General features: G+C 64.4%; 13 protein-coding genes. 9 read left to right on the top strand and 4 right to left on the bottom strand.

The genetic code is table 11. The features are described from left to right. Window positions 1-40 precede the first annotated feature (40 nt). On the bottom strand, window positions 41-1,150 hold the full coding sequence (locus AC56QQ_RS01630; RefSeq protein ID WP_497125312.1) for a Gfo/Idh/MocA family protein: 1,110 nt from the start codon (window positions 1,148-1,150) through the stop codon (window positions 41-43). 155 nt (window positions 1,151-1,305) lie between these two features. Here AC56QQ_RS01630 and AC56QQ_RS01625 point away from each other — a divergent pair, with 155 nt between their 5' ends. The 9 genes from AC56QQ_RS01625 to phnN all read left to right on the top strand — a co-directional run bounded on the left by AC56QQ_RS01625 (window position 1,306) and on the right by phnN (window position 10,978). Beyond that, on the top strand, window positions 1,306-2,151 hold the full coding sequence (locus AC56QQ_RS01625; RefSeq protein ID WP_167365256.1) for a MurR/RpiR family transcriptional regulator: 846 nt from the start codon (window positions 1,306-1,308) through the stop codon (window positions 2,149-2,151). Between the two features lie 198 nt (window positions 2,152-2,349). Then, window positions 2,350-4,284, top strand: a complete 1,935-nt coding sequence (locus tag AC56QQ_RS01620; RefSeq protein ID WP_497125311.1) for a bifunctional 5-dehydro-2-deoxygluconokinase/5-dehydro-2-deoxyphosphogluconate aldolase — start codon at window positions 2,350-2,352, stop codon at window positions 4,282-4,284. A gap of 35 nt (window positions 4,285-4,319) precedes the next feature. Continuing rightward, window positions 4,320-6,170 (top strand): 3D-(3,5/4)-trihydroxycyclohexane-1,2-dione acylhydrolase (decyclizing), encoded by a 1,851-nt coding sequence (gene iolD, locus AC56QQ_RS01615; RefSeq protein WP_497125310.1) that lies wholly within the window; start codon window positions 4,320-4,322, stop codon window positions 6,168-6,170. A 151-nt stretch (window positions 6,171-6,321) separates the two neighbouring features. Beyond that, the gene (iolE, locus tag AC56QQ_RS01610) at window positions 6,322-7,239 is read left to right on the top strand and encodes a myo-inosose-2 dehydratase (protein ID WP_497125309.1); all 918 of its coding nucleotides are present in this window, start codon (window positions 6,322-6,324) and stop codon (window positions 7,237-7,239) included. A gap of 42 nt (window positions 7,240-7,281) precedes the next feature. Further along, the gene (locus AC56QQ_RS01605; RefSeq protein ID WP_497125308.1) at window positions 7,282-7,500 is read left to right on the top strand and encodes a DUF3329 domain-containing protein; all 219 of its coding nucleotides are present in this window, start codon (window positions 7,282-7,284) and stop codon (window positions 7,498-7,500) included. A gap of 5 nt (window positions 7,501-7,505) precedes the next feature. After that, window positions 7,506-8,318 (top strand): 5-deoxy-glucuronate isomerase, encoded by an 813-nt coding sequence (gene iolB / locus AC56QQ_RS01600; RefSeq protein WP_497125307.1) that lies wholly within the window; start codon window positions 7,506-7,508, stop codon window positions 8,316-8,318. 153 nt (window positions 8,319-8,471) lie between these two features. Further along, window positions 8,472-9,179 carry a DUF1045 domain-containing protein gene (locus tag AC56QQ_RS01595; protein ID WP_497125306.1) on the top strand — a complete coding sequence of 236 codons (708 nt, stop codon included), beginning with the start codon at window positions 8,472-8,474 and terminating at the stop codon, window positions 9,177-9,179. A 33-nt stretch (window positions 9,180-9,212) separates the two neighbouring features. Then, on the top strand, window positions 9,213-10,352 hold the full coding sequence (locus AC56QQ_RS01590; protein WP_497125305.1) for an alpha-D-ribose 1-methylphosphonate 5-triphosphate diphosphatase: 1,140 nt from the start codon (window positions 9,213-9,215) through the stop codon (window positions 10,350-10,352). Beyond that, complete coding sequence (gene phnN, locus AC56QQ_RS01585; RefSeq protein WP_497125304.1) at window positions 10,349-10,978, top strand: phosphonate metabolism protein/1,5-bisphosphokinase (PRPP-forming) PhnN; 630 nt, start codon at window positions 10,349-10,351, stop codon at window positions 10,976-10,978. The genes AC56QQ_RS01590 and phnN overlap by 4 nt, the downstream gene beginning before the upstream one ends. 262 nt (window positions 10,979-11,240) lie before the next feature. Here the strand turns inward: phnN and AC56QQ_RS01580 are convergent, their stop codons facing one another. Genes AC56QQ_RS01580 through AC56QQ_RS01570 form a run of 3 tightly spaced genes read right to left on the bottom strand, consistent with a single transcriptional unit; the run spans window position 11,241 to window position 14,088 of the window. Beyond that, window positions 11,241-12,122, bottom strand: a complete 882-nt coding sequence (locus tag AC56QQ_RS01580; protein ID WP_497125303.1) for an SMP-30/gluconolactonase/LRE family protein — start codon at window positions 12,120-12,122, stop codon at window positions 11,241-11,243. Between the two features lie 2 nt (window positions 12,123-12,124). Beyond that, the gene (locus AC56QQ_RS01575; protein ID WP_497125302.1) at window positions 12,125-13,093 is read right to left on the bottom strand and encodes an ABC transporter permease; all 969 of its coding nucleotides are present in this window, start codon (window positions 13,091-13,093) and stop codon (window positions 12,125-12,127) included. Next, window positions 13,090-14,088 (bottom strand): ABC transporter permease, encoded by a 999-nt coding sequence (locus AC56QQ_RS01570; protein WP_497125300.1) that lies wholly within the window; start codon window positions 14,086-14,088, stop codon window positions 13,090-13,092. The genes AC56QQ_RS01575 and AC56QQ_RS01570 overlap by 4 nt, the downstream gene beginning before the upstream one ends. Window positions 14,089-14,095: the final 7 nt, after the last annotated feature.

Here is a 14,095-nt window from a genome sequence, read left to right as displayed (position 1 = left end):
CTTCTCCCACAAGGGGAGAAGGGGAAGCCAACGGCGGCCCTTACCTTACATCCACCCAGCGCTTTTCCTCGAAGGAGCGTGCCATCGCGTGCACCGTGCGCTCGATCTCCAGTCCTTCGGCAAAATCGATGATCCGCGCCGGCTTTCCGGCAAGGTGCGTCAGCAATTCATGACACTCGATGACCTTGAGATCGTTGAAGCCGAGGCCATGGCCAGGTGCCGGCAGGAAGGCGTCATAGGGCTTGTGGTGCGGCGCCACCAGGATGGTGCGGTAGCCCTGCTCGGTCGGGCGGTCGGCGGTGAGATAGAGCTGGAACTCGTTCATCCGCTCCTGGTCGAACAGGATCGATCCCTTCGAGCCGAAGATCTGGATGGCGATGCGCCCCTTGCGGCCCCAGGCGGAGCGGTTGACCAGAAGCGTGCCGGCAATGCCGTTTTCCAGATGCATCAGCACGCTGGCGATATCGTAGGTCTCGACAGCGCGGCGCCCGCCGGCGGCGAGCTTGCGGTCGGCATAGGGCTTGGCCATGTCGCAGATGACGCTGGCGACGCGACCGAACAGCGCCGAGACCAGCGACAGCGGATGCACGGCGAAATCGTCTAGCGCGCCATAGCCGGAGGTGGCCTCGTGCTTCCAGAAGAACAGCGCCTCCGGATCGGCCATGAAATCCTCATCCATCTCGATGCGCAGATGGTTGACCTCGCCGATGATCTTCTCGTCGAGCAGCGCGCCGATGTGACGGATGGCCGGGCTCTGGATGTAGTTGTAGCCGAGGGCCGCGACCTTGCCGGATTTTTTCGCCGCCGCCGCCATCGCCTCGGCTTCGGCGAAGCTTGGCGCCATCGGCTTTTCGCACCACAGATGCTTGCCGGCTTCGAGGATGGCGATGGCCATTTCCGGATGGAACTGGTTCGGCGTGGTCAAGGAAATGACGTCGACTTCCGGGTCGTTGACGACGGCGCGCCAATCGCCGGACGCCTTGGCAAAGCCGAACTCGCCCGCCTTGCGCCTGGCGAGTTCCTCATTCACCTCGCCGAGATGGACCAGCCGTGGCTTGGCCACGTCGGGAAAAACGGCGCCGACGGCACTCCATGCGATGGCATGGCACTTGCCCATGAAACCCGTGCCGATAAGACCCACGCCGACCATTTTCCGTTTTCTCCACTGCCTGAAGCGTTCGATGGATGAATTAGTCCATTTTCCCCAGGAATGGAATGTCTGCCTCATTTTTTATGGCGTTCTTGCGCAGGCTCGCTATGATGAGGCAGAGAGGGCATCCACAGATGAGCTTGGACAGGGCGACGATGGACGAACGGGTACCTCGCGACTTCGAGACGCTGCGCGCCACCATCCTGGACCGGCGTGAAAGCCTGCCGAAACGCATCGCCCAGATCGCCGCCTATGCGCTCGACAATCCCGACGACATCGCTTTCGGCACCGCCGCCAGCATTGCCGCCTCGGCCGGCGTGCAGCCGTCGACCTTGATCCGCTTTGCCCAGCAGCTTGGCTTCGACGGCTTTACCAGCCTGCAGCAGGTGTTTCGCGAGCGGCTGCGGGAGCGCAACTCGTCCTATGACGAACGGTTGCTGGCCTTGCGCGCCAAGGCCGAAGGCGGCGCCGGCCACCGCGCGATCTTCGACGGCTTCGTCGCCGCCGCCAGCACGTCGCTCAACGACATTTCGCGCACGCTGGACGAGACGCATCTGGAGGACGCGATCTCCCTCCTGGCTAAGGCCGAGACCATCTATGTGCTGGCCAAGCGCCGCTCCTATCCGGTGGCGACCTACATCGCCTATGCGCTGGGCAAGTTGAAGATCCGCAACCAGCTGATCGAATCGGCTGCTGGTCTCAATGCCGAGATGATCGCCTTCGCCACGCCGGCGGATGCCGTCATCGCCATCTCCTTCTCGCCCTACGCGCCCGCGACCATTGAGGAAGCGCGGGCCATTTCCGAGCGGGGCGTGCCGATCGTCGCCATCACCGACAGCTCGTTTTCGCCACTCGCCCAGTTCGCCAGGGTCTGGTTCGAGGTTGCCGAGGCGGATTTCGCCGGCTTCCGCTCGCTGTCGGCGACGATGGCGCTGGCCATGGCGCTGACCGTTGGCGTCGGCGAGAAACGGCGCGACTCGGGTCGCAAGCGCAAGGCCTGAACAGGCCCTTTTTTCTTGTTTGACCATGGTCTTTTCCGAAAACCGGCAGCCACTTTCCGGGATCATGGTCAGGCAATTTTAAACCGGGGAATGCTCATTCCATATTGACTATGGATTGGAATTATTATTTCATATTCCCGGCGCCACGCTGCCGCTCGCGCGTGTACCCCAAGACAACAAGGCCGACGGGAGGTTCCAATGAGCGAAGCCGTGGAAGCGAAACATACGCCGCTCGACGTCATCACCATCGGCCGTGCTTCCGTCGACCTCTACGGCCAGCAGATCGGCTCGAGGCTCGAGGACATTACCTCCTTCGCCAAGTCGGTCGGCGGCTGCCCAGCCAACATTTCGGTCGGCACGGCCAGGCTCGGCCTGCGCTCGGCACTGCTCACCCGCGTCGGCGACGAGCAGATGGGCCGCTTCATCCGCGAGCAGCTGACGCGTGAAGGGGTCAATGTCGACGGGCTGAAGACCGACAAGGAGCGGCTGACCGCGCTGGTGCTGCTATCGGTCGAGGATGAAGGTGTCTCGCCGATGATCTTCTACCGCAGCGACTGCGCCGACATGGCGCTGGCGCCTGAAGATATCGACGAAGCCTTCATCGCCTCGGCCCGCTCGATCGTCGTCACCGGCACGCATTTTTCCCGCCCCAACAGCGATGCGGCCCAGCGCAAGGCGATCCGCATCATCAAGGCCAAGGGCGGCAAGGTGGTGTTCGACATCGACTATCGGCCCAATCTGTGGGGGCTGGCCGGCCATGCCGAAGGGTTCGAGCGCTATGTCAAGTCGGACCGCGTCTCGGCCCAACTGAAGACGGTGCTGCCCGATTGCGACCTCATCGTCGGCACCGAGGAAGAGATCATGATCGCGTCGGGCGCCGATGACTGCCTGAGCGCGCTGAAGACGATCCGCTCGCTGTCCTCGGCGACCATCGTGCTCAAGCGCGGCGCCATGGGCTGCATCGTCTATGACGGCCCGATCAGCGACGATCTCGAGGACGGTGTCGTCGGCAAGGGTTTCCCGATCGAGATCTACAATGTGCTTGGCGCCGGCGACGCCTTCATGTCCGGCTTCCTGCGCGGCTGGCTGGGTGGCGAAGACCATGCGACGTCGGCGACCTGGGCCAATGCCTGCGGCGCCTTCGCCGTGTCGCGGCTGCTCTGCGCTCCGGAGTATCCGACCTTCGAGGAACTGCAGTTCTTCCTCAAGAACGGCAGCAAGCATCTGGCCTTGCGCAAGGACGAGGCGATCAACCACATCCATTGGGCAACGACGCGCCGGCGCGACATTCCCTCGCTGATGGCGCTCGCCTGCGATCACCGCGTGCAGTTGGAGGACGTGGCGGCGAAAGCCGGCGCCGATCCGGCGCGAATCCGCGATTTCAAGGTGCTGGCCGTCAAGGCAGCGGCAAAGGTCGCCGCCGGCCGCAACGGCTACGGCATGCTGATCGACGAGAAACATGGCCGCAAGGCGATGTTTGAATTCGCGCATCATCCCTTCAGCTGGCTTGGCCGGCCGGTGGAGCTGCCGGGATCGCGGCCGTTGCGCTTCGAATTCTCGCAGGACATCGGCTCGCAGTTGGTCGAATGGCCGGTCGATCACTGCATCAAGTGCCTGTGTTTCTATCATCCCGACGATCCGGCGACGCTGAAGGAAGAACAGCAGCAGAAGCTGCGCTCGCTGTTCGAGGCGGCGCGGAAAGTGGGCAGGGAACTTCTCATCGAGATCATTGCCGGCAAGCACGGCAGGCTCGACGACACGACCATCCCGCGCGCGCTGGAGGAACTCTATGCGCTCGGCATCAAGCCCGACTGGTGGAAGCTCGAGCCGCAGGCGTCGGCAGGCGCCTGGGCCAAGATCGAAGCGGTGATCCTGAAACACGATCCCTGGTGCCGCGGCGTCGTGCTGCTTGGGCTGGAAGCACCGCAGGACGAGCTGGAAGCCGCCTTCGCCGCCACCGCCAAGGCGCCCATCGTCAAGGGGTTTGCCGTCGGCCGCACGATCTTCGTCCACGCGGCCGAACAATGGCTCGCCGGCAAGATGTCGGATGACGAGGCGGTGGCCGACATGGCGTCGCGCTTCGAACAGCTGACCGAAGCGTGGCTTGCCGCGCGCGGCCGCAAGGCAGCATAAGAAGACGCGGCATAAGGACTGCGGAGGAGAACACCATGAGCAAGACAATCCGCCTGACGATGGCGCAGGCGCTGACCCGCTTTCTCAGCAGGCAGATGACCGAGATCGACGGCAGGAAAGTGCCGATCTTCGGCGGTGTCTGGGCGATCTTCGGCCATGGCAATGTCGCCGGCATCGGCGAGGCGCTTTACCAGGTGCGAGACGAACTGCCGACCTTCCGCGCCCATAACGAACAGGCGATGGCACATGCGGCGATCGCCTACGCCAAGGCCAATTTCCGCCGCCGTTTCATGGCGGCGACCTCTTCGATCGGCCCGGGCGCCCTCAACATGGTGACAGCGGCGGCACTCGCCCATGTCAACCGGCTGCCAGTCCTGTTTCTCCCCGGCGATGTTTTCGCCAACCGTATTCCCGATCCGGTCCTGCAGCAGGCGGAGGATTTCTCCGACGGCACGGCGACGGTCAACGACTGCTTCCGTCCGGTTTCGCGCTATTTCGACCGGATCACGCGGCCGGAACAGATCATTCCCGCACTCAACCGTGCCTTGGCTGTGCTGACCGATCCGGCCGATTGCGGTCCGGTGACGCTGTCGCTGTGCCAGGACGTGCAGGCCGAGGCCTATGACTATCCCGAGAGCTTCTTTGCCGAGCGGGTCTGGCACCAACGTCGGCCGCGGCCGGACCGCCACGAACTCGCCGCCGCTGTGGCGGCGCTCAGGGGCGCGAAGAAGCCGCTCATCATCGCGGGCGGCGGTGTGCTTTATTCGCAAGCCTCGGACGAACTGGCGAAGTTCGCCGAGACCGCCGGCATTCCGGTCTGCGAGACGCAAGGCGGCAAATCCTCGTTGCCGGACCATCATCCGCTCAACATGGCGGCGGTCGGCGTCACCGGCACCTCGGCGGCCAACCGGCTGGCCGAGGGCGCCGATGTCGTGCTGGCCATCGGCACGCGGCTGCAGGATTTCACCACCGGCTCGTGGGCGCTGTTCAAGAATTCCGGCAAGACCATCATCGGCTTGAACGTGCAGCCCTTCGACGCCGGCAAGCACCGGGCGCTGCCGCTGGTCGCCGACGCGGCCGAAGGGCTCGCCGAACTGGGTGCTGCGCTGAAAGGCTGGAAGGCGCCTTCCGCCTGGACCGACAATGCGGCCACCGGCAAGAAGGCCTGGCGGGCCGACGCCGCCAAGGTGACGGCGTCGACCAATGCCGCCTACCCGTCCGACGCACAGGTGATCGGTGCCGTGCAACGCGCCATGGGCTCCGGCGTGACGCTGCTGAATGCCGCGGGCGGCCTGCCGGGCGAACTGCACAAGCTTTGGCAGGCGGGCGCGCCCGGCTCCTACCACGCCGAATACGGCTTCTCGACCATGGGCTACGAAATCGCCGGCGGGCTCGGCACCAAGATGGCGAAGCCCGACGAGGAGGTCGTCGTCATGATCGGCGACGGCTCCTATCTGATGCTGAATTCCGAGATTGCCACGTCGGTGATGCTCGGTTTGAAGCTGACCGTCGTGCTGCTCGACAACAGGGGCTATGGCTGCATCAACCGGCTGCAGATGGCGACCGGCGGCGCCAACTTCAACAATCTCTTGAAGGATGCGCGGCATGAAGTTCTGCCCGACATCGACTTCGCCGCGCACTCGGCGAGCATGGGGGCGATCGCCGAGAAAGTGCCGTCGATAGCGGGGCTCGAAAACGCACTGCAAAAGGCCAAGAAGAACGACCGCACCACCGTGCTGGTCATCGACACCGACCCGCTCGTTTCCACCGAGGCCGGTGGCCATTGGTGGGACGTGGCGGTGCCCGAGGTCTCGGCACGCAGCCAGGTGAACGCGGCGCGCAAGGCGTATGACGAGAAACGGCAGATGCAGAGCGTTGGTGATTGATCTCGGCGCGGCCCCCTTACCCTCTCCTCGTGAAGGATGGGGAGAGGGGTCGCGGACATTGACGCTTGTCCTTTCTCCCCGTCCTTGGAGAAGGTGCCGGCAAGGGGCAGCGCCGACGAAAAGATGAACTGTTCTAGAATGGAGTGACGACTTGAAAGCCAGACTGGGCATGTCCCCCATCGCATGGTGGAACGACGATCTTGCGGAACTCAGCGATGACGTCTCGCTGGAGGAGTGCCTGCGCCAGTCGCGTTCGGCCGGTTTCACCGGCATGGAAATGGGCCGGCGTTTTCCCAATGACCCCGATGTCATGCTGCCGATCCTGAAGGCAGCCGACGTGACGCTGTGCGGCGGCTGGTTCTCGGGCACGCTGGTCGATGAGGACATGGCCAGGAACAAGGACCGCATCCAGCCAATGATCGACCTGTTCCGGGCGGTGAATGCGCCTTGCATCGTCTATGGCGAGGTCGGCCGCTCGATCCAGGGCGACCGCTCGAAGCCGCTTGCCACCAAGCCGAAACTGTCGGACGACGAGATGAAGGCCTATGCGAAGCGCCTCACCGAGTTTGGCGAATGGTGCGCCGAGCAAGGCATGCCGCTGTCCTATCACCATCACATGGCGGCAGTGGTCGAGACCGAGCCGGAGCTCGATGCCTTCATGCGTTATTCCGGAGCCGGCATCCCGCTGCTGCTCGATGCGGGACATCTGGCCTTTGCCGGCGGCGACGTTCTGCGTGCCATCGACAACCACCACAAGCGCATCAACCATGTGCATGTGAAGGACGTGCGCATGGGCGTGATCGAAAAGCTCGACCGCACGAAGCAGTCCTTCCTCGATGCCGTGGCGCTCGGCGCCTTCACGGTGCCGGGCGACGGCTCGCTGGATTTCGGCGCCATCGTGCAACGCTTCGCCGACCATGGCTACGAGGGCTGGTTCGTGGTCGAGGCCGAGCAGGACCCGAAGAAGAACCCGCCGCTCAAAATGGCGCAGGTCGGCCACAAGGAATTGATGCGCGTCATGACCGCCGCCGGCTATACGGTTGAAACGCAGGGTTTCCCCAATGCCTGATGCGATGGTTCCCTGCGGAGCAGGTTGCTGTAGATTGGCCCGATGAAAGATTCCGAACACCCGTTCTTCCGCCCACTGTGGCGGCGCATCGCCGTCGTCGCTGTCTGCGTCATCTGGTCAATCATCGAGTTCGCCACCGGCACGCCCTTCTGGGGCATCATTGCCCTCGGCTTCGCCGGCTACGGCGTCTGGCAGTTCTTCTATCTCTACAGGCCGGCCAACGAGAACAAGGCAGCGGCCGAGCCCGAACCGAAGGAGTAACCCGGATGTCGAAGCTGCTGGTGAAGGCCGACAAGGGCTATGGCCGCGTCGCCCATGTGACGCCGGAAAGCGCCGGTTGGACCTATGTCGGCTTCGACCTGCATCGGCTGAAACCCGGCGAAACGGCTTCCGGAAAAACGGATGATCGCGAAGTCTGCCTGGTGTTCGTTACCGGCAAGGGCAATGCGAAAGCCGGCGGCAAGGATCTCGGCCTGCTTGGCCAACGCATGTCGCCCTTCGAGGGCAAGCCTTGGTCGGTCTATATGCCCGAGGGATCCAACTGGTCGGTGACCGCGGACACCGAACTGGAACTCGCCGTGTGCTCGGCGCCAGGATTGGGCGGCGGCCTGCCGGTTCGCGTCATCGCACCGGACGATCTCGGCCAGGAGGTGCGCGGCAAGGGCACCAACACGCGCTACGTCACCAACATCCTGCCGGAGGGCAAGCCGGCCGACTCGCTGCTGGTGGTCGAGGTCATCACGCCCGGCGGCCACACGTCGAGTTACCCTCCGCACAAGCACGACCAGGACAATCTGCCGGATGAGTCCTATCTTGAGGAGACCTATTATCACCGCCTCAACCCGCCGCAGGGCTTTGCCTTCCAGCGCGTCTATACCGACGCCGACAAGGATGGCCATCGCACGCTCGACGAAGCGATGGCGATCGAGGACGGCGATGTGGTGCTGGTGCCCAAGGGTTATCATCCCTGCGCCGCCTGCCATGGGTACGACCTTTACTATCTCAACGTCATGGCCGGGCCGAAGCGGACTTGGAAATTCCACAACGCGCCCGAGCACGAATGGTTGATGAAGGCCTGATCGGCCATTGCTTCAGGACCTGATGACTGGTCCAGCACGAAAAAATCGTCGGCTAATGACCCGGCCGCACCGTTTTGTTACCTGAAAGCCAGCAAGGCTTCGTCAATCCGTCATGGAAATCACCTATGGCAGCGGAGCTGACGAGGACTTCCTATGCGCTACGCGATCTATTTCACCCCCCGGCAGGACGAGAAGCTGGCGCGGATTGCCGCCAACTGGCTGGGCCGCGACCCGTTCGGCGCCGCGACAAGACCAGTTGAGGCGGTGGCTGACCTGTCGGCGGCCGAAGTCGCCTTCCATACCGCTTCGGCGCGCCGCTACGGTTTTCACGCGACGCTGAAAGCGCCCTTCCGCCTGGCTGCCAACGAGACGGAAGCCTCGCTGCGCGCCGCGCTCGACGCATTTGCCGAAGCGACGCCCGTGGTGACAATCCCGCGCCTTGTCGTCAGCCAGATCGACGGCTTCTTCGCGCTGGTGCCGGAAGCGCCGCTGCCAGCGCTCAACCGCTTCGCCGATGACGTGGTGCGCGACTTCGACCGTTTTCGCGCGCCGCTGACCGAAGCCGAGATCGAACGGCGCAGCCCCGATTCGCTGAAGCCGGGTGAATTCCGCAATCTCTGCCAATGGGGCTATCCCTATGTCTTCGAAACCTTTCGCTTCCACATGACGCTGTCAGGCCGGGCGGCGTCACAGGAAAGCCCTCGTCTTCGCCTAGCCATCGACAGCCTGTTCGCGGAGGTTCTGCAACAGCCGGTCCTGGTCGATGCGCTGACGCTGTTTGTCGAAACCGAACCGGGGGCGCCGTTCATGGTGCTCTCCCATCACGCGCTCGGGCGCCGTCAGGCCAGAAAAACCGCCTGAACAAACCCCGGGAACAACCAAGGACTGCCTGAAATGACCGCCGAGACTGTTCTCCACAATGCCCGCATCGTGCTTGCCGACGAGATCGTCGAGGGTTCTCTGGTGCTGCGTGACGGCTTCATCGCCGGCATCGATGCCGGCACCGGCCGCACCGGCGAGGACATGGGTGGCGACTATGTCATTCCGGGCCTGGTCGAACTCCACACCGACCATCTCGAAGGCCATTACGCGCCGCGGCCGAAGGTGCGCTGGAACCCGATCGCCGCCGTGCTCGCGCATGACGCACAGGTAGCGACCGCCGGCATCACCACCGTGCTCGATGCCTTGCGCGTCGGCATGGACGAAGACGCCGACCTGACGTTGGCCGACATCCGCAAGCTGGCCGACGCGATCGAGGACAGTGTGCAACAGGATCGGCTGCGCGCCGACCATTTCATCCATCTGCGCTGCGAGGTTTCGGCACCGGATTGCCTCAAGGCATTCGCCAATTTCGACGGCGACGAGCGGGTCAAGCTGGCATCGCTGATGGACCACGCGCCCGGCCAACGCCAGTTCGTCAATCTCGAAACCTATGCCTACTACTACCAGCGCAAGCTGAAGCTCACCGACCGCGATTTCAAAGTGTTCTGCGAAAAGCGGATGGCGGAATCGGCGCGGAATTCGGCACCGAACCGGGCGGTGATCGCCGCCGCCTGCCGTGAGCGCGGCATCGTACTCGCAAGCCATGACGACGCCACCATTGGCCATGTCGACGAAGCGATCGAGCAAGGTGTGCGCGTCGCCGAGTTTCCCACCACGGAGGAAGCCGCAAGGGCCTCGAAAGAGGCCGGGCTCGGCGTGCTGATGGGCGCGCCCAACGTCATGCGCGGCGCCTCGCATTCGGGCAATGTCTCGGCTCGTACGCTGGCCGGCGACGGCCTGCTCGACATCTTGTCGTCCGACTACATTCCCTTCAGCCTGATCCAGTCCGCCTTCTTCCTTGGCGATGTCGTCGAGGGCATTAGCTTGCCGCAAGCGGTCGCCATGGTGTCGAAGAACCCTGCCGAAGCCGTTGGCCTGACCGACCGCGGCGTGATTGAACAAGGCCGGCGCGCCGACCTGGTGCGCGTACGCGTCGACGACCATGTTCCGGTGGTGCGCACGGTCTGGCGGCAGGGACGCCGGGTTGCATGATGGTGTCGGCGTTGATCGAGCGTGAACTGTCCGCCGAAACGTTTCCGATCCGCGACGGCGTCTTCGTCGCCGTTGTGGGCCCGAGCGGCGCCGGCAAGGACACGGTGATCGGCTACGCCCGCGCCCGCTTCGCCGAGGAGACCCGGCTGGAGTTCGTCCGCCGCGTCATCACCAGGCCGAGCGATGCCGCAAGCGAGGATCACGACACGCTGGCCGAGGCCGCCTTCGTCGAAGCCGAAGCCGATGGCGCCTTTGCCGTCTCCTGGGAGGCGCATGGCTTGCGCTATGGCATCCCGGCCGACGTCGACTGGTCGGTCGCCAATGGCCATGTTGCCGTCGCCAACGTGTCGCGCGCGATCATTCCGGTGTTGCGAGAGCGTTATGCCAATCTGGCGATCGTCGAGATCACCGCCTCGCCGGAAGTGCTGGCCGAGCGGTTGGCGATGCGCGGCCGCGAGTCACGCGGCGAAGTGCTGGCGCGGCTGGCGCGCAGCGCCAATGTGACCTTGTCCGGGCCGGGCGTCACCTCGATCGACAACAGCGGTCCGCGCGAAACGGCTGGCGAGCGTTTCGCCGAGCTGCTGCGCAAGGCGATGGCCTTTTCCGACATGTCGGGTCTGATCTAGAGCAGTTCACCGTTTCACGGAAACGGCAAACCGCTCTAACTCTTTGTTTTGACGCAATTCCGGACGGAAAACCGTTTCACACTTTCCTGGAATTGCTCTAGGTCGCACAAGCTCACGCAACGGGGTCTTGGCTTCGCGCCACGCGACGCCCACTGCGACTTGAAGAAACCCACCGAATGCAGGCTATTTCGGGCGTCGTTTCGCTGCCGGAATGATGCGCAAGGTCGAGACGCCGCTGGTCGGCTGCGTAGGGTAGCGGCCGCTAGCCTTTGAACGCTGGCAGCGTCAGGCCCTTGACGCCGACGTCGAGCGCGAACAGCCCGCCTGGATGCTTCTGGCGGACGAAGTGACTGGCCGGACGCCGGAGCACGGCCGAGGTGACATAGAGGACGTCGAGGTCCTTGCCGCCGAATTCGCAGCAGGTCGGCAGGTCGGTCGGCAGCAGCACGGTCTGCATCAGCTCACCGTCCGGATCGTAGCGACAGACCTTGCCGGTCACCGGGATGGTCACCCAGTAGCAGCCTTCCGCATCGACGGTGGCGCCGTCGGCGACGCCGCCGGTCACCGTCATGTCGATGAAGGTGCGTCGGTTCTCGATATCGCCGGTGGCGGCATCGAAATCATAGGCCCACACCGCGCCGGCATGGCTGTCGGAGAAATACATGGTCTTTGAATCCGGGCTCCAGGCCAGCCCGTTGGAGCAGCCGATGCCGTCGATCATCTTGTGGACCGAAAGGTCTGGATCGAGCCGGTAGAGCGCGCCGATGAACTCGATCGGCTGGCCCGGCACCTCGAACATCGAGCCCGACCAGAAACGGCCCTGGCGGTCCGGCTTGCCGTCGTTGAAGCGGGTTTTCGGCATATGCGCTTCCGGGTCGACGATCGCCTCGAACCTGCCGGTTGCCGGGTCGAAGAAATGGAAGCCGTTTGTCATGGTCAGCACCAGGCCACCCTTCTCGCGCAGGCCAAGGCAGCCGAGATATTCCGGCGTCTCGAAAACATTGTCCTTGCCGGTCGATGGATCGTAGCGATGGATCAGCTTCTTCCAGATGTCGATCCACCACAGAACGCCGGCCTTCGGGTCCCAGAGCGTGCCTTCGCCGAGCTCGGCCCCGGCATCGACGACGCAGGTGATTTCGACCATGATCAGCCCTCCCTTCTGCGCATCTTGCCGCCAAGTCCGGCAAAGGTTTCGCTGCCGATCGACACGGTAAGCAGGATCACCGCGCCATAGACGATGAGCAGCGCACCGCTCGACAGGTTCAGCGCCGGCAGCAGGCCTGTGAGAATGGTGAGCACCATGGCGCCGGCGACGGTGCCGAGATAGTGGCCGCTGCCGCCGAGGATCGAGGCGCCGCCGATGGCGACCGCCGCGATCGAGGTGAACAGATAGGCGTCGCCCATGCCGAGATAGGCCTGGCCGGAATAGCCTGTGAGCAGCATGCCGGCGAAGGCGGCGGTGAGCCCGGAAATCACATAGGTCAGGATGGTGGTGCGCGCCGTCGGCACGCCGGAGAATTCGGCGACCGTGGCGCTGGTGCCGAGCGCATAGAGATGGCGGCCGAACGCCGCCTTGGAGAGCAGCAGCGTCGCCACCAGCGTCAGCGCAAGCCAGATCAGTGCGATCACCGGGAAGGCGCCGATGCGACCTACCGAAAGGTATTGGATCAAGGCCGGCGCCGAGGGCGTCGGCGAACCGCCGGTCAGCACCAGGATCAGGCCTTGCAGGATGACGTTGGTGGCCAGCGTCATGATGATTGGCGGCACGCCGAACTGGGCGACGCCGACGCCGTTGATCAGCCCGACTAAGGCGCCGCCGGCGAGCAGCAACGGCATGACCCAGACCAGCGGCAGGTCCTGGCCGCCGCACAGCAGCGCCATGACAATCGCCGCCGAATTGAGCACCCAGGGCACCGACAGGTCGATGCCGCCGCCGATGATGACGAAGGTCTGGCCGAGCGCGACGATGCCGACAAAGGCGGCCAGCACGACGGTCGAGCGCATGTTGGAGACCGACAGGAAGCCCGGCGAGAACAGCGCCGTGACCAGGAGCAACACGATCATGCCGGCATAGGCAAGCACGATGAGCCGGTTGCGGGCGAGGAAGGCGTTCATTGGACACGGCCCCTTGCGGCTTTCTCGGCGACGGAACTGGCCAGCACCGAGAGTAGCAGGATGACGCCCGAGGCGACCGGCTGCCAGTAGCTTGACACATGCAGGACGAAGACCAGATTGCCGATCAGGGTGAGCACGAAGGCGCCGATCAGCGTGCCGGCGAGATGGCCACGGCCGCCGAACAGGCTGACGCCGCCGATGACCGCCGCCGCCACCGAAGGCAGGATGTAGTCCTTGCCGATGGTTGGCGAGCCGGCGCCGGTCTGCGTCGTCAGAAACAGTGCCGCCCCCGCCGCGAACAGGCCGGAGAGGCCATAGGTGATGACGTTGACTCGGGTGATCGATACGCCCGACAGGAAGGCCGACTTTTCGTTGGAGCCGGTCGCCTGGATGGTGATGCCGACGCGGGTGGCGCCGAACCACCACCAGAACAGCAGTAGCGCCAGCAGCATCCACACCGGACTGGTCAGGCCGAACAGTTGCGCGTAGCCGAAGCCGACCCACCAGCTCGGCACACTGCCGCCATCGGTCGGCAGGATGATCATGGCGACGCCGTTGAGGATCGACCATGTGGCGAGCGTCACCAGGAAGGGCTGCAGCTTGAGCAGCGAGATCAGCAGACCATTGAGCGCGCCGATCAGGAAGCCGAGCGCGAGGATGGCCAGCGCCCAAAGTGCCACGGTCGAGGCGTCGTCGGTAAACCGCGTTGCCGCGATCACCGTGCCGAGGCTGATCATGCCGCCGATCGACAGATCAATGCCGCCGCGCACCAGCACGATGGTCTGGCCGGTCGCCGCCAGCATCAGCGTCAGCGCCGCCGCCGTGTCGAGGTTCAGCTCATCCAGCGAAAAGACGCCGGACTGCAGGCTGCCGTAGATGGCGACGATCAAGGCCAGCATCAGGCACGCGACGAGGAACGGCGCGCGGTCGAGCAGGCGGCCCCGCCAGTCGATGCCCGGCTTGGCGGATTTCATTTCGGCGGGCCTTTGCGCCATTTCCACA

The organism is Mesorhizobium sp. RCAM 05099, assembly GCF_059683685.1.
This window is presented reverse-complemented; position numbering and strand designations above follow the sequence as displayed.